Annotated in this window: 19 protein-coding genes; 6 read left to right on the top strand and 13 right to left on the bottom strand. The window is 70.6% G+C overall.

What is annotated here, in order from left to right; all coding sequences use genetic code 11:
• Window positions 1-106: 106 nt before the first annotated feature.
• The 8 genes from ACGWYL_RS12790 to ACGWYL_RS12755 are packed head-to-tail and all read right to left on the bottom strand — an operon-like array spanning window position 107 to window position 6,552.
• Window positions 107-463, bottom strand: coding sequence for a metal-sulfur cluster assembly factor (locus ACGWYL_RS12790; RefSeq protein ID WP_179424734.1), 357 nt, complete (start codon window positions 461-463; stop codon window positions 107-109).
• On the bottom strand, window positions 460-915 hold the full coding sequence (sufU, locus tag ACGWYL_RS12785) for a Fe-S cluster assembly sulfur transfer protein SufU (RefSeq protein WP_179424736.1): 456 nt from the start codon (window positions 913-915) through the stop codon (window positions 460-462). Before sufU ends, ACGWYL_RS12790 begins: the two co-directional genes overlap by 4 nt.
• A 2-nt stretch (window positions 916-917) precedes the next feature.
• On the bottom strand, window positions 918-2,150 hold the full coding sequence (locus ACGWYL_RS12780; RefSeq protein WP_395487360.1) for a cysteine desulfurase: 1,233 nt from the start codon (window positions 2,148-2,150) through the stop codon (window positions 918-920).
• 2 nt (window positions 2,151-2,152) lie between these two features.
• Window positions 2,153-2,911: a Fe-S cluster assembly ATPase SufC gene (gene sufC, locus ACGWYL_RS12775; protein WP_179424740.1), complete on the bottom strand. Its 759-nt coding sequence runs from the start codon at window positions 2,909-2,911 to the stop codon at window positions 2,153-2,155.
• Entirely contained in the window at window positions 2,908-3,234 is a 327-nt protein-coding gene (locus tag ACGWYL_RS12770) for a non-heme iron oxygenase ferredoxin subunit (protein WP_179424742.1), read from the bottom strand. The genes sufC and ACGWYL_RS12770 overlap by 4 nt, the downstream gene beginning before the upstream one ends.
• On the bottom strand, window positions 3,231-4,418 hold the full coding sequence (sufD, locus tag ACGWYL_RS12765; protein WP_395487359.1) for a Fe-S cluster assembly protein SufD: 1,188 nt from the start codon (window positions 4,416-4,418) through the stop codon (window positions 3,231-3,233). The genes ACGWYL_RS12770 and sufD overlap by 4 nt, the downstream gene beginning before the upstream one ends.
• Window positions 4,415-5,851: a Fe-S cluster assembly protein SufB gene (gene sufB / locus ACGWYL_RS12760; RefSeq protein WP_179424746.1), complete on the bottom strand. Its 1,437-nt coding sequence runs from the start codon at window positions 5,849-5,851 to the stop codon at window positions 4,415-4,417. Before sufB ends, sufD begins: the two co-directional genes overlap by 4 nt.
• A complete protein-coding gene (locus ACGWYL_RS12755; RefSeq protein ID WP_395487358.1) occupies window positions 5,848-6,552 on the bottom strand; it encodes a helix-turn-helix transcriptional regulator in 705 nt (234 codons plus the stop codon). Before ACGWYL_RS12755 ends, sufB begins: the two co-directional genes overlap by 4 nt.
• A gap of 103 nt (window positions 6,553-6,655) precedes the next feature.
• Between ACGWYL_RS12755 and ACGWYL_RS12750 the strand changes: the two genes are divergently transcribed.
• Window positions 6,656-7,711, top strand: coding sequence for a DNA polymerase domain-containing protein (locus ACGWYL_RS12750; RefSeq protein ID WP_269306701.1), 1,056 nt, complete (start codon window positions 6,656-6,658; stop codon window positions 7,709-7,711).
• A gap of 54 nt (window positions 7,712-7,765) precedes the next feature.
• On the opposite strand, the gene ACGWYL_RS12745 is transcribed toward ACGWYL_RS12750, so the two are convergent.
• A complete protein-coding gene (locus tag ACGWYL_RS12745) occupies window positions 7,766-11,119 on the bottom strand; it encodes a M14 family zinc carboxypeptidase (RefSeq protein ID WP_395487357.1) in 3,354 nt (1,117 codons plus the stop codon).
• A gap of 268 nt (window positions 11,120-11,387) precedes the next feature.
• Between ACGWYL_RS12745 and ACGWYL_RS12740 the strand changes: the two genes are divergently transcribed.
• Window positions 11,388-11,783, top strand: a complete 396-nt coding sequence (locus ACGWYL_RS12740; protein WP_218845777.1) for a DUF2510 domain-containing protein — start codon at window positions 11,388-11,390, stop codon at window positions 11,781-11,783.
• Between the two features lies 1 nt (window position 11,784).
• Here ACGWYL_RS12740 and ACGWYL_RS12735 read toward each other — a convergent pair whose 3' ends face one another.
• On the bottom strand, window positions 11,785-12,873 hold the full coding sequence (locus tag ACGWYL_RS12735; RefSeq protein ID WP_395487356.1) for an ATP-dependent DNA ligase: 1,089 nt from the start codon (window positions 12,871-12,873) through the stop codon (window positions 11,785-11,787).
• Window positions 12,874-12,904: 31 nt separating this feature from the next.
• Here ACGWYL_RS12735 and ACGWYL_RS12730 point away from each other — a divergent pair, with 31 nt between their 5' ends.
• From ACGWYL_RS12730 to ACGWYL_RS12720, 3 genes are read left to right on the top strand one after another with little or no spacing between them, the layout of a single operon-like run.
• Window positions 12,905-13,849, top strand: coding sequence for an ABC transporter ATP-binding protein (locus ACGWYL_RS12730; protein WP_269306697.1), 945 nt, complete (start codon window positions 12,905-12,907; stop codon window positions 13,847-13,849).
• A complete protein-coding gene (locus tag ACGWYL_RS12725; protein WP_269306695.1) occupies window positions 13,846-14,616 on the top strand; it encodes an ABC transporter permease in 771 nt (256 codons plus the stop codon). The genes ACGWYL_RS12730 and ACGWYL_RS12725 overlap by 4 nt, the downstream gene beginning before the upstream one ends.
• Window positions 14,607-15,479: a heme A synthase gene (locus ACGWYL_RS12720; RefSeq protein WP_395487355.1), complete on the top strand. Its 873-nt coding sequence runs from the start codon at window positions 14,607-14,609 to the stop codon at window positions 15,477-15,479. The genes ACGWYL_RS12725 and ACGWYL_RS12720 overlap by 10 nt, the downstream gene beginning before the upstream one ends.
• Here ACGWYL_RS12720 and ACGWYL_RS12715 read toward each other — a convergent pair.
• Genes ACGWYL_RS12715 through ACGWYL_RS12705 form a run of 3 tightly spaced genes read right to left on the bottom strand, consistent with a single transcriptional unit; the run spans window position 15,373 to window position 17,237 of the window.
• Window positions 15,373-15,912, bottom strand: coding sequence for a GNAT family N-acetyltransferase (locus ACGWYL_RS12715; protein WP_395487354.1), 540 nt, complete (start codon window positions 15,910-15,912; stop codon window positions 15,373-15,375). The two genes, ACGWYL_RS12720 and ACGWYL_RS12715, sit on opposite strands and share 107 nt — an antisense overlap.
• A complete protein-coding gene (locus ACGWYL_RS12710; RefSeq protein WP_179424762.1) occupies window positions 15,909-16,274 on the bottom strand; it encodes a hypothetical protein in 366 nt (121 codons plus the stop codon). Before ACGWYL_RS12710 ends, ACGWYL_RS12715 begins: the two co-directional genes overlap by 4 nt.
• A 27-nt stretch (window positions 16,275-16,301) precedes the next feature.
• Complete coding sequence (locus ACGWYL_RS12705) at window positions 16,302-17,237, bottom strand: heme o synthase (RefSeq protein ID WP_179424764.1); 936 nt, start codon at window positions 17,235-17,237, stop codon at window positions 16,302-16,304.
• A gap of 82 nt (window positions 17,238-17,319) precedes the next feature.
• Between ACGWYL_RS12705 and tkt the strand changes: the two genes are divergently transcribed.
• The gene (gene tkt / locus ACGWYL_RS12700) at window positions 17,320-19,503 is read left to right on the top strand and encodes a transketolase (RefSeq protein WP_179424766.1); all 2,184 of its coding nucleotides are present in this window, start codon (window positions 17,320-17,322) and stop codon (window positions 19,501-19,503) included.
• Window positions 19,504-19,523: the final 20 nt, after the last annotated feature.

Genomic DNA, 19,523 nt, shown 5'->3' with positions numbered 1-19,523 from the left:
TCCCGCCGAGCGTGGCTCGCCCGTTCCCACCTTTGGAACGCGATGCACGCTTTCAGGGGCGCGGAAGGTGCAACGCGTTCCAAAAGTGTCGGGATGCGGTGGCGCGTCAGCCGATGTTGAAGCCGAGGGCGCGCAGCATCTCGCGGCCGTCGTCGGTGATCTTGTCGGGGCCCCACGGCGGCATCCAGACCCACTCGATCCGGAAGTCGTTGACCAGGCCGTCGAGCGCGGCGCGGGTCTGGTCCTCGATGACGTCGGTCAGCGGGCAGGCCGCGGACGTCAGCGTCATCTGCAGGATCGCGTTGCTGTGCTCGTCGACGTGGACGCCGTACACGAGGCCGAGGTCGACGACGTTGATGCCCAGCTCGGGGTCGACGACGTCCTTCATGGCCTCCTCGACGTCCTCCTGCGTGGTGGCGCCGGGGGCGACGGCGACGTCGGGCAGATCGCTGTGATCGGTCATGCTTCCTCCTTGGCCGAAGCCTGGGCGACGGCGTCCTTCCAGGCCATCCAGGACAGCAGGGCGCACTTGACGCGCGCCGGGAACTGGGCGACGCCCGCGAAGGCGATGCCGTCCTCCAGCACGTCCTCGTCAGGCTCGACCTGTCCGCGGCCCTGCATGAGCTCCTGGAAGGCGTCGAGTGTGGTCAGGGCGTGGTCGACCTGCTGGCCGACCACGAGGTCGTTCAGGACCGAGGCCGAGGCCTGGCTGATCGAGCAGCCGGCCGCGTCGTAGGACACGTCGGCCACCCGGCCGCCCTCGAGGTGCACGCGCAGCGTGATCTCGTCGCCGCACGTGGGGTTCACGTGGTGCACCTCGGCCTCGAAGGGCTCGCGCAGGCCCGCACCGTGCGGGTTCTTGTAGTGATCCAGGATGATCTCCTGGTACAGGGCGTCGACGTTCGATGCGTTCATGATCAGGCTCCGAAGTACGACTGGGTGTGCCGGATCCCCGCGACGAGCGCGTCGATCTCGGCCTCGGTCGTGTAGAGGTAGAACGAGGCACGGGTCGTGGACTGCACCCCGAAGCACGCGTGCAACGGCTTGGCGCAGTGGTGACCCGCGCGCACCGCGACGCCCTGCGAGTCGAGCAGCTGCGCCACGTCGTGCGGGTGCACCCCGTCGATCGTGAAGCTGATCGCTCCCCCGCGGTCGACCGGCTCCTTGGGGCCGACGATCGTCACGCCGGGCAGGTCGTTCATCGCCTCGAGCGCGTACGCCGTGATCTGCTGCTCGTGCGCGGCGACGTTCTCCATGCCGATCGCCGAGAGGTAGTCCACGGCGGCGCCGAGTCCGACCGACTGCGCGATCGGCGGCGTGCCCGCCTCGAAGCGGTGCGGCGGCGCGGCGAAGGTCGTGGCCTCCATCGACACCGTCTCGATCATCTCGCCGCCGCCGAGGAACGGCGGCAGCTCGGCGAGCAGGTCGTAGCGACCCCATAGGACGCCGATGCCCGTCGGGCCGACCATCTTGTGACCCGTGAAGGCCACGAAGTCGGCACCGAGCGCGGCCACGTCGACCGGAAGTTGCGGCACGGCCTGCGACGCGTCGATGACGACGAGCGCGCCGACCTCGTGCGCGCGGCGGACGATCTCCGCGACCGGGTTGATCGTGCCGAGCATGTTCGAGACCCACGTGACCGAGACGACCTTCGTCCTCTCCGTCAGCGTGAGCGAGTCGAGGTCGAGACGGCCCTCGGGCGTGACGCCGTACCAGCGCAGGTCGGCACCCGTGCGCTGCGTGAGCAGCTGCCACGGCACCAGGTTGGAGTGGTGCTCCATCTGGGTGACGACGACCTCGTCGCCGGCGCCCACGCGTCCCGCGTCACCGAGGACGCGAGCCACGAGGTTGAGCGCCTCGGACGCGTTCTTGGTGAACACGACCTCCTCGCGCCGCGGCGCGCCGATGAACGACGCCACCTTGTCGCGACCGAGCTCGAACGCCTCGCTCGCCTCCGCACCGAGCTGGTGCATCGCCCGCGCGACGTTGGCGTTGTGCTCGAGGTAGTGACGCTCGATGGCCTCGACGACGTCACGCGGCTTCTGCGACGTGTTGGCGCTGTCCAGGTACACCAGAGGGCGGTCCCCCGCCATCGTCCTGGACAGGATGGGGAAGTCCTTGCGGATCGCCTCGACGTCGTAGCCGGCCATGATCAGACGGCCGCCTTGGTGAACTTGTCGTAGCCCTCGGCCTCGAGCAGCTCCGCGAGCTCGCGGCCGCCGGTCTCGGCGAGCTTGCCCGCGACGAAGACGTGCACGTAGTCGGGCTGGATGTAGTTCAGGATGCGCGTGTAGTGCGTGATCAGCAGCACGCCGCGATCGCCCTGGCCCGAGTAGCGGTTGACGCCGTCGGAGACGACGCGCAGGGCGTCGATGTCCAGGCCGGAGTCCGTCTCGTCGAGGACCGCGAACTTCGGGTTGAGCAGCTCGAGCTGGGCGATCTCGTGGCGCTTCTTCTCGCCGCCGGAGAAGCCCTCGTTGACCGAGCGGGAGGCGAACGACGGGTCGAGCGTCATCCGCTCGAGCGCGGCGTTGACGTCCTTGACCCACGTGCGCAGCTTGGGCGCCTCACCGTCGATGGCGGTCTTCGCGGTGCGCAGGAAGTTCGCGACCGAGACGCCGGGGATCTCGACGGGGTACTGCATCGCCAGGAACAGGCCGGCGCGGGCACGCTCGTCGACGCTCAGCTCCAGGATGTTCTCGCCGTCGAGCAGCACCTCACCCTCGGTGACCTGGTACTTGGGGTGGCCGGCGATCGAGTAGGCCAGCGTGGACTTCCCCGAGCCGTTCGGGCCCATGATGGCGTGGACCTCGCCGGAGTTGATGGTCAGGTCGACGCCGCGGAGGATCTCCTTCGCGCCGTCCTCGGTGTCGACGGACACGTGGAGGTTCTTGATCTCCAGAGTGCTCATGCGTTCTCTCCTTGGTTGGGGAGGTCGACCCAGACGGTCTCTCCCTCGATCTTGGTCTGGTAGACGGGGACCGGTTCGGTGGCCGGCAGGCCCAGCGGCTTGCCGGTGCGCAGGTCGAAGCGCGACCCGTGCAGGAAGCACTCGATCTCGCAGCCCTCGACGTCGCCGTCGGACAGCGGGATCTCGGCGTGCGAGCACCAGTCCTGGATGCAGTAGACGGTGTCACCGTCTCGCACCAGGGCCAGGTCGTGGCCCTCGAACTCGATGCCGAGCGCCGCGCCCTCGGGGACGTCGGCGAGCTTCGCGACCTCCTGGAAGGTCATGCCGACACCGCAGACGGGTTGCCGACCACGGCGGCCAGCTCGTCCTCGATGGCGGACATGAGGCGCTCCTGCAGGTCCGCGACACCGATCCGGCGAATGATGTCGTTGAAGAAGCCGTGCACGACGAGGCGCTTGGCCTCGGTGGGGTCGATGCCGCGGCTCTGCAGGTAGAACAGGTGCTCGTCGTCGAATCGACCGGTCGTGGACGCGTGGCCCGCGCCGGCGATGTCGCCGGTCTCGATCTCCAGGTTCGGCACCGAGTCGGCGCGCGCGCCGTCGGTGAGGACGAGGTTGTCGTTCTGCTCGAACGTCTCGATGCCCTCGGCGACCTTGCGGATCAACACGTTGCCGATCCAGACGGTGTGCGCGTCCTGGCCCTGCAGCGCGCCCTTGTACTCGACGTTGCTGCGGGTCTTCGGGGCCGTGTGGTCGACGAACTGGCGGTGCTCGAGGTGCTGGCCCGCGTCGGCGAAGTAGATGCCGAGCAGGTCGACGCTGCCGCCGGGTCCGCGGTAGTCGACGTTGGTCGACGAGCGGACGAGGTCGCCACCGAGCGTGAACTCGAAGAAGCGCACCGTGGCGTCGCGACCGACGCTGATGCCGTTCTGCACGGCGTGGACGGCGTCGTCCTCCCAGTCGGCCAGGTTGACGACGTCGAGCTGAGCACCGTCGCCCACCACGTAGGTGACGTTCGTGGCATAGGTGGCCGAGCCGACGTGGTCGAACGCGATCGTGGCCTTCGAGAACGGCGCGACCTTGACCACGATGTGGCCCCACACGGTCTCCTCGACCGAGGGGCCGGTGAGCCGGATGCGCGCCGGGGCGTCGAGCTCGCCGTCGATCGACAGCAGCGTGGCACCGCCGGCGTTCTCCACTGCCAGCGCGGCGAGGCGGTCGAGCGGCGCGATGCCGCCGAGGGCCTTGGCCTCGTCGGTGGTGATCGTGGAGAGCGAGGCGCCCGCGGGCAGCTCGTCCTTCCACTCCAGGCAGGCGTCGGACGGCGTGCCGTCGAGCAGGCCACGCAGGCGCTTGAGCGGCGTGAAGCGCCAGATCTCCTCCAGGCCCGTGGGCTTGGGGTGGGCCTCGACGTCGTACGACGGCTCGGGGTGCAGGTGGGACTGGACGTGGTCCAGCTCCAGCGCCGCGGCCAGGCCGTTGTCGGTTCCCTCGATGGTTGCGGTCATCCGACAGCACCCTCCATCTGCAGCTCGATGAGTCGGTTCAGTTCCAGCGCGTACTCCATGGGCAGCTCGCGAGCGATGGGCTCGACGAAGCCGCGCACGATCATCGCCATGGCCTCGTCCTCCTCCATGCCGCGCTGCATGAAGTAGAAGAGCTGGTCGTCGCTGACCTTGGAGACGGTGGCCTCGTGGCCGAGGGTCACGTCGTCCTCGCGCACGTCGACGTACGGGTACGTGTCCGAGCGGCTGATCTGGTCGACCAGGAGCGCGTCGCACTTGACCGTGCTGGCCGAGCCATAGGCGCCCTCGTTGACCTGGAGCAGGCCGCGGTAGGACGTGCGGCCGCCGCCTCGGGCGACGGACTTGCTCAGGATCGAGCTGGACGTGTTCGGCGCGACGTGCACCATCTTGGCGCCGGTGTCCTGGTACTGGCCCTCGCCGGCGAACGCGATCGACAGCGTCTCGCCCTTGGCCTGCTCGCCCATGAGGTAGACGGCCGGGTACTTCATCGTGACCTTGGAGCCGATGTTGCCGTCGACCCACTCCATGGTGGCGCCGGCCTCGCACGTGGCGCGCTTGGTCACCAGGTTGTAGACGTTGTTCGACCAGTTCTGGATCGTCGTGTAGCGGACGCGAGCGCCCTTCTTCACGATGATCTCGACGACCGCGGAGTGCAGCGAGTCGGTCTTGTAGATCGGGGCGGTGCAGCCCTCGACGTAGTGGACGTAGGAGTCCTCGTCGGCGATGATCAGCGTCCGCTCGAACTGACCCATGTTCTCGGTGTTGATGCGGAAGTACGCCTGCAGCGGGATGTCCACGTGGACGCCCTTGGGCACGTAGATGAACGAGCCGCCCGACCACACGGCCGTGTTCAGTGCGGCGAACTTGTTGTCGCCGACCGGGATGACCGTGCCGAAGTACTCCTCGAAGATCTCGGGGTGCTCCTTGAGCGCCGTGTCGGTGTCGAGGAAGATGACGCCCTGCTGCTCGAGGTCCTCACGGATCGAGTGGTAGACGACCTCGGACTCGTACTGCGCGGCGACACCGGCGACGAGGCGCTGCTTCTCGGCCTCGGGGATGCCCAGCCGGTCGTACGTGTTCTTGATGTCCTCGGGCAGGTCCTCCCACGACTGGGCCTGCTTCTCCGACGAGCGGACGAAGTACTTGATGTTGTCGAAGTCGATCTCGTCGAGGTCGGCGCCCCACGTCGGCATCGGCTTGCGATCGAAGAGCTTGAGGCCCTTCAGGCGCAGGTCGAGCATCCACTGGGGCTCGCTCTTCTTGCCCGAGATGTCGCGGACGACGGCATCGTTCAGGCCGCGCTGGGCGCTGGCGCCGGCGACGTCGGCGTCGTGCCAGCCGAACTCGTAGTTGCCGACCTCCTTCAGTCCCGGGTTCAGGTCCTCGATCGAGGTCGTGTCGTTCGTGGTCGTCATGACGACTCCCCTTCAGTTGGAGACACAGCGTTGGTGGTGGTCTGGGTGGCGCGGGGCAGGTGAGTGGTGCACACCCCGTCGCCGTGGGCAATGGTGGCGAGACGCTGGACGTGCGATCCCAGCAGCTCGCCGAAGATCTCGGTCTCGGCCTCGCACAGCTGCGGGAACTCCTCGGCGACGTGGGCCACCGGGCAGTGGTGCTGACAGATCTGCTCGCCGAGCGGGGTGGTGCTGGCGGAGGCGGCGAAGCCGTCGTCGGTGAGCGCCCGGGCGAGCACCGCGGCCTGGTCCTCGACCGGGACCCCGTGCAGCAGTCGCTCGTAGCGCTGGCGGAAATCGGCGAGTCGGTGTCGCGCGAACTCCATGACGGCCGTGTCGCCACCCGTGGCGCGCAGGAAGCGCAGCGCCTCGGCGGCCAGGTCGTCGTAGGAGTGGGCGAAGGTGTCGCGACCGGCGGCGGTCAGCGCGAACACGCGGGCCGGACGGCCACGGCGGCGCTGGCCCCGGACCCGCTCCTCGCGCGACTCGACGAGACCCTGCTCGACGAGGTGCTCGAGGTGGCGGCGGACGGCCGCGGGAGTGAGTCCGAGCCGCGTCGCGAGGGTCGTGGCGGTGCTGGGACCGTTCTCCAGGATCCTCTCGGCGACGCGCTCGCGCGTGGAGAGGTCGTCGACGGACGACACCTCATGATTCACGCGCATGCTTTTCACAACACCATTGTGACGTTAATGATTCCCCCCGTTCAACGAAGGCTCGCCTCAGTGAGCCGCGCCTCACCACGCCGTTTGGCCATAAGGTCGGCCCATGGGGGCATCCGCAGCGGAGGTCGAGGCCGGAGGGCGCACCGTGCGCGTCTCCAGTCCCGACCGCGTGATCTTCGAGAAGACCGACCACACGCCGGACATCACGAAGCTCGAGGTGGTCGAGTTCTACGTCGCCGTCGGCGACGGGCTGATGCGCGCGCTGCGCGAGCGGCCGACCACCCTGGAGCGCTGGCCCAAGGGCGTGCGCGAGGACATGGTGATGGCCACGCGCGCCGACGGGCACGGCGACGCGTTCTACCAGAAGCGCGTGCCCAAGGGCGCTCCCCCATACCTGGAGACCGTGCGCATCCACTTCCCCTCGGGGCGTCGCGCCGACGAGATCTGCCCCACCGAGATCGCCGTGCCCGCCTGGGCTGCCCACATGGGGACGATCACGTTCCACCCCTGGCCCGTGCGCCGTGCCGACGTGGACCATCCCGACGAGATCCGCATCGACCTGGACCCGCAGCCCGGCACCGACTTCCACGACGCGCAGCGCGTCGCCCGGGTGGCCAAGGAGCTGCTCGAGGAGATCGGCATCCGCGGCTTCGCCAAGACCAGCGGCAACCGCGGGGTCCACATCTTCGCGCGCATCGAGCCGAAGTGGACGTTCACGGACGTGCGCCATGCCGCGCTGGCGTTCGGACGCGAGCTGGAGCGCCGCGACGACGGCGTCACCACGGCCTGGTGGAAGGAGGAGCGCGGCGAGAAGATCTTCGTCGACTTCAACCAGAACGCCCGCGACCGCACGATCGCCAGCGCGTACAGCCTGCGACCGAAGCCCGGCGCGCCCGTGTCCACTCCCCTGACCTGGGAGGAGCTGTTCGAGGTCGACGACCCGCGCACGCTCAACCTCACGACCGTGCCCGGCCTTCTCGAGCAACGTACGGACCCGTGGAGCGAGATCGACGACGTCCACCACTCCATCCAGACGCTGCTCGACTGGTACGACCGCGACGAGGAGAACGGCCTCGGCGAGATGCCGTACCCCCCGGACTACCCGAAGATGCCCGGCGAGCCCCGCCGCGTGCAGCCGTCGCGCAAGAGGACCGACTGAGCACGCGGAACGGGGGCCGACCGCCGCGCGGCCGACCCCCGTTCCTGCGTCACCTCACCGGCGGACGGTGAGCCTCACCGCCTTCTTCGCGGACTTCACGTGCGCGTTGCCCAGGTAGGACACCGTCACGCGCTTCGTGCCGCTGCTCAGCCGCGGCAGCTTGACCGAGCCGCGGCCCTTCGCGTCGATCGTGACCACGTAGGAGCGCGATCCGACCTTGACGAGCGCCTTGCCGCGGACGTGGGCACCGGGGGCCTTGACCGTGACCGTGACCCGGGCGCGCGTGCCGGTCGTGACCTTGCGCGGCGTGATCTTCACGCCGACCTTCGAGGAGGCCTTCGTGACGCGCAGGACCACGGGGCTCGACGAGCTCGCGCCGACGTCCTGGGTGCCCCGGTAGGTCGCCGTGACGACCCGGGCACCGCTCGTGGCGAACGGGCCGAGAGGCGCCGTGGCGCGGCCGTTGCGGTCGAGCGAGACCGTCCGGTGCCGGACGCCGTCGACGAAGACGTCCACGACGCCCTTGCCGGCCGTCACGTCGCCGTCACGGTCGACCTTCACCGCGATGCTCGCCGTCGCCCGCTTGCCCGCCGTGATGCTCTTCGGCGAGACCGTCAGGGCCACCGCGGCGCTCGGGACACCCGGCGCGGCCACGACCTTGAGCGCGACCGGCAGCGATGTGCTGCCCGCCAGCTCGGCACTGCCGCCGTAGCGCGCGGTCACCAGCTGGCTGCCGACCGCGCTGAGCGCGGGGAGGGCGACCTGCGCCCGCCCGCTGCCGTCGAGCTCGGCCGAGCCGACCGGCTCGTCGCCGACGTAGACCGTGACGACGCCCTCGGGATCCGGCTGGTCGCCGGCGCCCGTGGCCGCCACCTCGATGGCGGCGGTGACGCCGGTCTGGCCGGCGCGGATCTCGTCGCGATCGAGCGTCAGGGTCGTGGAGGACGCCGGGAGCGGCTCCTCGTACCCGACCTCGGCCATCCACGTGCGGTAGTTGCCTTCACGGCCCGGGACGAAGCCCCGCTCCACGTTGCCGCGGGCGTCCACCGTGATCCAGCGGACCTCGGTGCCCTCGGCCACGCGGAGGCGCTCGCCGCCCTCGCGCAGACCCGCTGCGGCGTACATCGTCGACCGCAGGTTCGGGACCGTGCCGTCGGTCGTGTAGAACACGCTCGCCGGCTCGCTCGTGGCGAACTCCACGTTGACCTGGCCCTCGGTCGCGCTGGACGTGACCTTGACCTCGCTGGTGGGCGCGACCGTGTCGGTGTCGTGGTCGCGAGCGATCCGCAGCATCTCGACGAGGCCGTTGGAGAACTCCATCGCCTCCTGGTGGGCGCCGGCGCCCGTGGGCGTCTCGGCCTCGAACGGCGGCTGGAAGGTCGAGCCGACCTCGAAGTCCCAGGCGTAGATGCCGTACTTGTACCAGAGCATGTCGCCGGAGTTGCCGGCCGCCGAGTACAGGGTGTCCACGACGCGACCGGTGCGCGCCGGGGTCACCGACAGGCCGCGGTGCCGCTTGATCGCGGTGAGGATGCGCGACGAGGCGCCCTGGAACAGCGACTCCTCCTCGAGCGTGGGCTCGGGCGCGGTGATGCGTCCGGGCGTCCGGTAGGCGGCGGGCGACCACATGAAGTAGTTGCCCGAGCTGTGCACGTTCATCGACCACTTCATGTTCGGGTGCGCGGCGACCCAGTCGACGTTCTTGGCCTCGGGCTCGCTCAGCTCGGACGGACCCGCGTAGGTGTCGCCGTTGCAGTTGTTGGAGGCGCCCGAGTAGCCGTCGAAGAAGCTGTACTCGTCGTAGTTGCGGTTGACGTCGACGCCCCACTGGTTGCGCGCGTTCGCGTCGGTGTTGCCGCCCGCCGTCGTCCCGCAGTGCATCGTCATGTTCCGGCGCTGCGAGTTGAAGTCGTAGAACGAGTAGTGACCGCCGTCGGGGTTGACCGACGGGAGCACCCAGATCTCCAGGTTGTCGACGAGGTCACGCGTGGCCGCGTGCGAGTCGTAGTTGCGCAGCAGGCGCTCGGCCGTCTCGATCGTGACCAGCGGCGGCACCCACTCACGGGCGTGCTCCTGCGCGTAGAAGAAGACGCCCGGCTTCGACCCGTCGCGGACCTTGCCGATCTTGATCGCGTAGACCGCGTGCGGGTCGCGCGAGACGTTGGCCGGCGCGTTCAGGAAGTCTGAGAGCGCCACGGTCGCCGCGGGGACGACCCCGGCTCCCGCGTTCCCGCGGTAGGTCGCGGCCGACACCAGCGTGCTGGCCTCGGGGTGCGCGTTGATCGCCGCGGCGATCTGGGCCGCCGTGCTGGTGGCCGCACCGGAGCCGTCCGTCGCGGACGTCACCACGACGAGCGAGCCGTCGACCGCGACGGTCAGGGCCTGGTCGGCCGCCGTCGGGTGGTCGACCCGGACCGAGAGGGCGTTGCCGCCGTCCGAGCCGTAGGCCTTCGAGGTGATCGCGAGGCGGCGCGGGTTGTCGGCCGTCGCGGTGCCGGCGGGGATGACGGCCTGCGAGTGACGGCGGTAGCCGTTCGTCTTGTTCGGCAGCTCGACGATCTCGGCGAGGTCCGGGTGGTCGGTCGCCAGCTGGCGGATGCGGTCGTACAGCTGCGTCGGGTCGAGGTAGGACGTGATGAAGTCCTCCTGGTAGCCCGCGCCCTTGAACGGGTCGGCCTCGTCGCCGGTGGGCAGCCAGTCGGTGACCTTCGCGATCGCGACGTCTCCCGTCGGGCTGGTGATCCGGATGCGGTCGGGACGGCTGGTCAGCGCGGCGGCGCCCGTCGTGGGGCTGGCGCCGCGGTGGTAGAGGTAGACGCTCGCGTCGACGAAGCGCGAGATCGTCTGGGTGCCGCCGCTGCCGAACGCGGTGCCGGGACCGCTGTCGCGCTCCACGGTGAGCGTGGTGGTCGCGGTCTGGCCCTCGGCCCACTTGGCCTCCACCGAGAGGACCGGCACGCCGAACGACGTGAAGTACTCGGCGCGGGTGATCTTGACGTCCGACACGTCGGGGTGCGTCGCCTCGTCCGCGAACTCGGCGTTCTCGGCCTTCGCGGCGCGGATCGTCGCGGCGCGCTGCTCGAGCGCGTCCTCGGTGTCCTCGGCCGTGTAGAGGGTCTCGCCCGTCTCGAAGCCGGCCTGGCGCAGGGCCTTGGCCTCCGTGGGCGTGATGATCGCGCGCACCTCGAGGCCGTCGGGCCGCTGCTCCACGCCGTGGTCGAGGTCGACCCCGGTCGCCACGAGACGATCGAGCTCCTTCGTCCCCGGGACGGTGATCTCGACGACGTCGGGGACCTCGTCGGGCAGGCGCTCGAGGACCACGTCGGTGGGCGTCGAGGAGGACGAGGCGAGGGCGCTGGGCACGGCGGACACGGCGAGCAGACCGGGTGCCGCCAACGCGAGCGTCACGACCACCGCCTTCCTCCGCATCGAGAGGGATGAGGGCATGTGGCTTGTTCCTGTTCGTGTAGGACGTGTCAGGCGTCACACTAGGCCCAGCGAACAGCGCTGCACCAGCATCAGTTTTTCTTGCGGCTCCGGGCCGTGTCGCGCTTCGGGGCGGAAAGTGGGACAGAGCAACTGAGGGTTACGTCATGTTTTCCCACGAACCCCGTTCCACTGTCACGGGCCGTCCCGTCGGGCTCCCTCCGGCGGGGCGGTTCGCTACGCTCGGCGCGTGAATCAGCAGCAGCCTCCCGCGGGCTGGTACGACGATCCCGCCGGCAGCGGCGGACGTCGCTACTGGAACGGCTCGGCCTGGACCGAGCAGGTGCAGGGGGTCCCCACGCCCAGCAGCACCGATCGGCGCGAGCGCGTCCCGGAGGGGTGGATGCTGCTCAACGGGCAGCGCGTGCCGCTCGGGCAGACCCAGCCGGTTGCCCAGCGGCGACCCTCCGGCATCGGCGGCAACGCCGTCGCCGCGCTCGTCGTCCTGACCGTCGCCGTGCTCGCGCTCGTCACCGCGGGCCTCCTGGCCTCCGTCGACACCGACCCCACGCCGGTCGAGCAGCCGACCTTCGAGGTCGAGGAGCTCGACGACTACCAGGACTTCGAGGACCTCGAGCCTTGGTGAGTCACCGCAGCACGTCGCCGAGGTCGTAGCGGGCGACCTCCTCGAGCTGGGCGTACGTGCACGACTCGGGCTCGCGGTCCGGGCGCCAGCGCTGGAACCGGCCCATGTGGCGGAACCGGGCCTGGTCGCCCTCGCCCTCCATGTGCTCGTACGCGACCTCGAGCACCCGCTCGGGGCGCAGCGGCACGAACGACAGGTCCTTGGTGCCGGTCCAGCGGCTCTGCCCGCCGGGCAGTCGGCCCGAGGCCTGCGCCGCCTCGTCCTGCCAGCGGTCCCACGGGTGGCTCTCCCCCTCCGCCAGCCGCAGCGGCTCGAGCTCGTCGACGAGCTCGGCCCGACGCGCCTCCGTGAACGACGCCGCCACGCCCACGTGCTGGAGCCGGCCGTCGTCGGCGTAGATCCCGAGCAGCATCGACCCGAGCAGCGGGCGCTCGGCCGTGGAGTTCTTGTGCAGCCGGTAGCCGGCCAGGACGACGTCGGCGGTGCGCGCGTGCTTGATCTTCAGCATCGTGCGGCCGTTCGGCGCATAGGCGCCCTCCAGCCGCTTCGCGATGACCCCGTCGAGCCCCGCGCCCTCGAACGTGGTGAACCAGTGCTCGGCCTCGTCGGGGTCCTCCGTGACCCGCGTGACGTGCACCGGCGGCTGCGCGTGCGCCAGGGCCTCCACGAGCGCCGGCCGACGGACCGAGAGCGGCTCGTCGACGTACGAGCGGTCGCCCAGCGCCAGGAGGTCGAACGCCACGAACGACGCAGGCGTCTCGCGGGCCAGCATCGTCACCCGTGAATCGGCGGGGTGGATGCGGTTCGACAGCAGGTCGAAGCTCAGCCGGCCGTCCTGGGCGATGACGATCTCGCCGTCGAGCACGCACCGGTCGGGCGTGTGCGCGCGGATCGCCTCGACCACGTCGGGGAAGTACCGCGTCAGCGACTTCGTCGACCGGCTGGCGATCTCGACCTCGTCGCCGTCGCGGAACACGATGGCCCGGAACCCGTCCCACTTCGGCTCGTAGAGGTGGCCGTCGTCGTGCGGCACCTTCTTCGCGGACTTGGCGAGCATCGGCGCCAGCGGCGGCATCACGGGCAGGTCCATGGCCTCAACCTGCCACACCTAGAATGTTCTGGTGCCCTCGACGACGATGACTCCCGCCGTGGAGGTTCGCGACCTCGCCATGCGGTACGGGCGCGGCGACGCCGAGGTGCGCGCCGTCGACGGCCTGAGCCTGAGGGTCGAGACGGGCACCGTCACCTCGATCCTGGGACCCAACGGTGCGGGCAAGACCACCACCATCGAGACGTGCGAGGGCTTCCGCCGTCCGCAGTCCGGGCAGGTGCGCGTCCTGGGCCTCGATCCCGTCGCGCAGGCGGCCGAGCTGCGCCCTCGCGTGGGCGTCATGCTGCAGTCCGGCGGGGCCTGGCTGGGCGTCCGAGCCGGCGAGATGCTGCACCACATGGCGTCGCTCTACGCGAACCCGATGCCGGTCGACGCCCTCGTGGAGCGCCTCGGGATGGCGTCGTTCGCCCGCACGTCCTACCGGCGTCTGTCGGGCGGCCAGAAGCAGCGGCTCTCGCTCGCCATGGCGATCGTCGGCCGGCCCGAGCTGGTCTTCCTCGACGAGCCCACCGCCGGTCTCGACCCGCAGTCGCGCCGCGCCACGTGGGACCTCGTCGACGAGCTGCGTCGCCACGGCGTGACCACCGTGCTCACGACGCACTACATGGACGAGGCGCAGGAGCTCTCCGACCACGTCCACATCATCGACGCCGGCCGGGTGATCGCCTCGGGCACGCCCGACGAGCTCGTCGCCGCCGGCGCCCAGAACACGATCCGGCTGCGCACCCGCGCGGGCCTCGACACCGACTCGCTCGTCAAGGAGCTGCCCGAGGGCGCCGTCGTCGTCGAGACCGAGCCCGGCCAGTACGTCCTCTCGACCGAGGTCGACCCGGGCGTCCTGCACCGCATCACCGGGTGGTGCGCGGCGCACGACGTGCTGGTCGAGTCCGTCCTCGTCGAGCACCAGACCCTCGAGGACCGGTTCCTCGAGCTGACCGGCCGGGAGCTGCGATGACCGCCCTCGACCTCTCCCCCGCGCCCGGCGCCGCGTCGCGCCTCCGCCGCGTGTGGGCCCAGACCGCGATGGAGTTCCGGCTGACGGTGCGCAACGGCGAGCAGATGGTGGTCACGTTCGTGATCCCGGTCCTGCTGCTCGTGGTGGGCTCGCGCTCCGACCGCTTCTTCGACGGCGACGATCCGCTCGACGTGCTCGCCCCGGGCGTGCTTGCTCTGGCGATCGTCTCGACCTCGTTCACGTCCCTGGCGATCGCGACGGCGTTCGAGCGCCGCTACGGCGTGCTCAAGCGCCTCGGCGCCACTCCCCTGTCGCGCGGCGGACTGCTCGCGGGCAAGGTCGGCGCCGTGGCGATCCTGCAGGTCGCCCAGTTCGCCGTGCTCGGCGGCCTCGCGGTCGCGCTCGGCTGGCGGCCCGAGGCACCCGTCGCGGGCACGCTGTGGCTGCTCGTGCTGGGTCTGCTCGGCACGATCGCGTTCGGCGGGCTGGGTCTGCTGCTGGCCGGCACGCTACGGGCAGAGGCCACGCTCGCGCTGGCCAACCTCGTCTACGTCCTGCTGCTCGTCGGCGGCGGCCTCCTGCTGCCGCTGGCCCAGTACCCCGAGGCCGTCCGCGACCTCCTCTCCGTGCTGCCCTCGGCGGCGCTCGGCGAGGGTCTGCGGGAGGCCTTCATGACCGGATCGCCCGGTACGTTCGCTGTGGTGGTGCTCGCCGTGTGGTCCGTCGTGGCCGCGGCCGCCGCCGGAAGGTGGTTCCGATGGGAGTGAGCGCTGTCTCGCGGCGCACCGTGTCGCGCGCGACGGTCGAGAAGTGGGCCTGGGCCAACCTCGTCGCCAACACGCTGATCATCCTCACGGGCGGTGCCGTCCGCCTCACCGGCTCCGGCCTGGGCTGCCCCACGTGGCCGCGGTGCACCGACGAGTCCTTCGTCCCGCACGGCGCGCTCGGCTGGCACGGCGTCATCGAGTTCGGCAACCGCACGCTGACCTACGTGCTGATCGTCATCGCGATCGGCACCGTGATCGCCACGTGGCGCTGGGCCGACGCGACGCGGACGCAGCTGCGCCTCGTGCTCGGCATCGCCCTCGGCATCCCGTTCCAGGGCGTCATCGGTGGCATCACCGTGCTCACCGACCTCAACCCGTGGGTCGTCTCGCTGCACCTGATCCTGTCCATGGCGCTGGTCGTGGCGGCCACGGTCTTCCTGGTGAGCCTGCGTCCCGACGAGGGCACCGCCTCGCCGCGTGCCGCCTGGGTCGTGCGGATCGCCTACGGGGTGCTGCTCGTGGCGATCTACCTCGGCACGATCGTCACGGGAAGCGGCCCGCACGCCGGCGACGCCGATGCGCCGCGCAACGACCTCGACCCCGTGTGGTGGAGCCGCGTGCACGCGCTGAGCGTGTGGACGTTCATCATCCTCACGGTCGTCGCGATCGTGCTGCTGCGTGGGCAGGCGCGCAAGGTCGGCCTGCTCGTGCTCGGGGCCGGACTCGCGCAGGGCCTGATCGGCTACGTGCAGTACTTCACTGATCTGCCGATCCTGCTGGTGGCGGCCCACCTCCTGGGTGCGGCCGTGCTGCTGGCGCTGGCCACGCGCTGGTGGATCGTGGCACGTCCCGTCGCATCGTGAGGGTGCCCTCGGCGTCCGGCGGAGCACCCGTCAGCGCGAACCCGCAGCCCTCGTAGAACGCGATCGCGGCGGCGTTGTCCGCCATGACCCGCAGCCGCAGTGGCCGTCCTCCGGCCTCGGCGACGACCGTCTCGACGAGCGCTCGCCCGACCCCGCCGCGGCGCGCCTCGGGCGCCACCCACATCGAGATCAGCTCGGGCTCGTCGCCGGGCGCCAGCCCGATCATGGCGACGTCGTGGTCCTTCTCGGCGGCCAGGTAGAGGCGGCCCGGCGCGGCGATCCGCTCACGCCACCGCTGCTCGGTGTCGCCGCCCTCGAGCCAGGCGTGGGCGCTGCAGGCGAAGGCCGCAGCGTCCTCGGTGAGGGCACGCAGGCGAACGGCACGCCACCGCTCCCAGTCGTCGGGCTCGACGACCTCGATCCGGGCGCTCACGGCGCGGGGCGACGGCCCTCACGCCGCTGGCGAGCGGCGGCCGTGACCGTGACGACGACGACCGCGCCCACGATCGTCCCGAAGACCACCATGATCCAGCCGACGGCGAACATGCCGCTGTCGTCGTCGGACCAGCTGGTCCAGCACGCGGCGGCCACACCGACGACCGCGGAGACGATCACGCCCAGCAGCTCGGTGCGACGGGCCAGCCAGCCGCAGGCGACGCCGATGGCGACCAGGACGACGACGAGACCCGCGACCTGCAGCACCGTGTACTGGTCGTCCTCGTCCGTCCCGAGGAAGACCCACCACGCGGCGAACGTGGCGGCGGCGGGAAGGATCCAGGCGAGGAAGGCGCGCATGTGCCGAGCCTACGGCGCGTGGGTCGCTCAGCCGATGAACGGATCGATCGCGGCGGCGACGAACAGCAGCGCCAGGTACGCGTTCGAGAAGTGGAACAGCCGCATCGGCTTGATGACCGAGAGCTCCTCGGTCTCGCGGGCACGGGAGCGCAGGTCGTACGCCTCCAGCAGGAAGACGATGCCCAGCAGGATCGCGATCGACGGGTAGAACCAGCCCGTGTCGGCGACCGGCCACACGAGCACCGAGGTCAGCACGGTGGCCCACGTGTAGCGGACGATCTGGCGACCGACCTCGGCCGAGGTGGTCACCGACGGCAGCATCGGGACCTCGGCGGCGGCGTAGTCCTCGCGGTAGCGCATGGCGAGCGCCCAGAAGTGCGGCGGCGTCCAGAAGAAGACGACGAGGAACAGCAGGACCGGGGTCCACGCCAGCTCGTTGGTGACCGCGGTCCAGCCGATGAGCGGCGGGAAGCAGCCGGCGGCGCCGCCCCACACGATGTTCTGCGTGGTGCGTCGCTTGAGGATCATCGTGTAGCCCACGACGTAGAAGACGTTGGCGGCCAGCGCGAGCGCCGACGACAGCCAGTTGACCGTGAGACCGAGCCAGAGCGTCGACAGCACGCCCAGGACGAGGCCGAATCGCAGCGCGTCCTGGGTGCCGACCTGGTGGCGCGGCAGCGGCCGGCGCGACGTGCGGCGCATCTTCTGGTCGATGTCGGCGTCGACCACGCAGTTCAGCGCGTTGGCCGATCCGGCCGACAAGGAGCCGCCGATCAGGGTGGCCACGACGAGCCACAGGTCGGGGACGCCCTTCTGCGCCAGGAACATCACCGGAACCGTCGTCAGCAGGAGCAGTTCGATGATGCGAGGCTTGGTGAGAGCCACGTAGGCGAGCACCACATCACGGCGGCTGGGCCGATCGATACGGGTGTGCTCGTCGGAGGCATGCGGAAGGACGGTCACGTGGCACAGTCTAATGCCCGACGGATAGGCTCGAGACGCAGACCTCGCTCGACCAACCTCGTGACGACCCAGGAGTGCCGCGGTGACCCACACCCCCCATGCCACTGAACCGACGATCGACTGGTCGGACGTGGACGACCGCGCCGTGAACACGGCGCGACTGCTGGCGGCGGACGCCGTCCAGAAGGCCGGTCACGGCCACCCCGGCACCGCGATGAGCCTGGCTCCCGCGGCCTACCTGATCTACCAGAAGCTGATGCGGCACGACCCCGCAGATCCGCAGTGGATCGGCCGCGACCGGTTCGTGCTCTCGTGCGGCCACTCGAGCCTCACCCAGTACATCCAGCTCTACCTCGCCGGCTACCCGATGTCGCTCGACGACCTGAAGGCGCTGCGCACGTGGGGCAGCCAGACCCCGGGTCACCCCGAGTACGGCCACACGCCGGGCGTCGAGGTCACCACCGGCCCCCTCGGCCAGGGCGTCGCCAACGCCGTCGGCATGGCCATGGCGGCCCGCCGCGAGCGCGGCCTCCTCGACCCGTTCGCGGGCCAGGGCGAGAGCCCGTTCGACCACGACATCTACGCGATCTGCTCCGACGGCGACCTCCAGGAGGGCGTGTCGGGCGAGGCGTCCTCGCTCGCCGGCCTGCAGCAGCTGGGCAACCTCACGGTGCTGTACGACGACAACAAGATCTCGATCGAGGACGACACCGACGTCGCGTTCACCGAGGACGTCGCGCTGCGCTACGAGGCCTACGGCTGGCACGTGCAGACGGTCGACTGGACCCACGGCGGCGGCGAGTACCGCGAGGACGTCCACGCCCTCGCCGACGCGTTCGCCGCGGCCAAGTCCGTCAGCGACCGTCCGAGCCTCATCGTGCTGCGCACGATCATCGCCTGGCCCGCGCCGAACGCGCAGAACACGGGCGCAGCCCACGGCTCGGCCCTGGGCGCCGACGAGATCAAGGCCACCAAGGAGCTGCTCGGCTTCGACCCCGAGGTCGACTTCGCCGTCGACGACGCGGTCATCGAGCACACCCGCGGCGCGATCCAGCGCGGCGCCGAGGCCCGCGAGGAGTGGCAGACGCGCTTCGACCTGTGGGTCACCGCCAACGGCGAGCGCAAGGCCCTGCTCGACCGCCTCCAGTCGCGCGAGCTGCCCGAGGGCTGGGACGCCGACCTGCCGGTCTACGAGCCGAACGAGAAGGGCGTCGCCACCCGCGTCGCCTCGGGCGACTTCCTGTCCGCCGCGGCCCCGCACCTGCCCGAGCTGTGGGGCGGCTCGGCCGACCTCGCCGGCTCCAACAACACGACCCCGAAGGACCAGCCGTCCTTCCTGCCGCCGCAGAACTCGACGAAGAAGTTCAGCGGCGACTGGTACGGCCGCGTGCTGCACTTCGGCATCCGCGAGCACGCGATGGGATCGATCATGAACGGCATCGCGCTGCACGGCCCCACGCGGCCGTACGGCGGCACGTTCCTGGTCTTCAGCGACTACATGCGCCCGGCAGTTCGCCTGGCCGCGCTCCAGGAGCTGCCCGTCACCTACGTGTGGACGCACGACTCGATCGGTCTCGGCGAGGACGGCCCCACGCACCAGCCGGTCGAGCACCTCGCCGCGCTGCGCACGATCCCCGGCCTCGACGTCGTCCGTCCCGCGGACGCCAACGAGACCGTGGCGGCGTGGAAGACGATCCTGCACCGCCACCACCGCCCGGCCGCCCTGGCGCTGAGCCGCCAGAACCTGCCGGTGTTCCCGCGCGACGGCGAGTACGCCCCGGCCTCCGACGTGGCCAAGGGCGCGTACGTCCTGCTGGACTCCCCCGCCGACCTGCACCACGCCACGCCGGACGTGATCATCGTCGCGACCGGCTCGGAGGTGCAGCTGGCCGTCGCCGCGCGCAGCACGCTGGCCGAGCAGGGCATCGGGGCGCGCGTCGTCTCCATGCCGTGCCGCGAGTGGTTCGAGGAGCAGGACCAGGAGTACCGCGACAGCGTCATCCCGCCGCACGTGCGGGCCCGTGTCGTGGTCGAGGCCGGCGTCGCGTTCGGCTGGCGCGACATCGTCGGCGACGCGGGGCGGATCGTCTCGCTCGAGCACTTCGGAGCCTCGGCGAACTACAGCGAGCTCTACGAGCGGTTCGGGATCACTGCGGCCACCACGGTGGCGGCCGCGCAGGAGTCCATCCAGGCCGCACAGCACGAGGGGGGCGTCCCGGTCTTCGCGCGACCGACCGGACCGGTGCTCCCCGACACGACCCACTGACACACCATCACAGGAGTGAT

Origin of the sequence: Aeromicrobium sp. JJY06 (genome assembly GCF_044069275.1) — a bacterium.
GTDB classification, from domain to species: Bacteria; Actinomycetota; Actinomycetes; order Propionibacteriales; family Nocardioidaceae; genus Aeromicrobium; species Aeromicrobium tamlense.
The sequence above is the reverse complement of the archived record's forward strand: the minus strand, read 5'-3'. Positions and strand labels throughout refer to the sequence as shown.

Bases quoted from the DNA above. Each gene is read 5' to 3' on its own strand.
- ACGWYL_RS12790 (WP_179424734.1), bottom strand. From the start codon at position 463: ATGACCGATCACAGCGATCTGCCCGACGTCGCCGTCGCCCCCGGCGCC.
- sufU (WP_179424736.1), bottom strand. From the start codon at position 915: ATGAACGCATCGAACGTCGACGCCCTGTACCAGGAGATCATCCTGGAT.
- ACGWYL_RS12780 (WP_395487360.1), bottom strand. From the start codon at position 2,150: ATGGCCGGCTACGACGTCGAGGCGATCCGCAAGGACTTCCCCATCCTG.
- sufC (WP_179424740.1), bottom strand. From the start codon at position 2,911: ATGAGCACTCTGGAGATCAAGAACCTCCACGTGTCCGTCGACACCGAG.
- ACGWYL_RS12770 (WP_179424742.1), bottom strand. From the start codon at position 3,234: ATGACCTTCCAGGAGGTCGCGAAGCTCGCCGACGTCCCCGAGGGCGCG.
- sufD (WP_395487359.1), bottom strand. From the start codon at position 4,418: ATGACCGCAACCATCGAGGGAACCGACAACGGCCTGGCCGCGGCGCTG.
- sufB (WP_179424746.1), bottom strand. From the start codon at position 5,851: ATGACGACCACGAACGACACGACCTCGATCGAGGACCTGAACCCGGGA.
- ACGWYL_RS12755 (WP_395487358.1), bottom strand. From the start codon at position 6,552: ATGCGCGTGAATCATGAGGTGTCGTCCGTCGACGACCTCTCCACGCGC.
- ACGWYL_RS12750 (WP_269306701.1), top strand. From the start codon at position 6,656: ATGGGGGCATCCGCAGCGGAGGTCGAGGCCGGAGGGCGCACCGTGCGC.
- ACGWYL_RS12735 (WP_395487356.1), bottom strand. From the start codon at position 12,873: ATGGACCTGCCCGTGATGCCGCCGCTGGCGCCGATGCTCGCCAAGTCC.
- ACGWYL_RS12725 (WP_269306695.1), top strand. From the start codon at position 13,846: ATGACCGCCCTCGACCTCTCCCCCGCGCCCGGCGCCGCGTCGCGCCTC.
- ACGWYL_RS12720 (WP_395487355.1), top strand. From the start codon at position 14,607: ATGGGAGTGAGCGCTGTCTCGCGGCGCACCGTGTCGCGCGCGACGGTC.
- ACGWYL_RS12710 (WP_179424762.1), bottom strand. From the start codon at position 16,274: ATGCGCGCCTTCCTCGCCTGGATCCTTCCCGCCGCCGCCACGTTCGCC.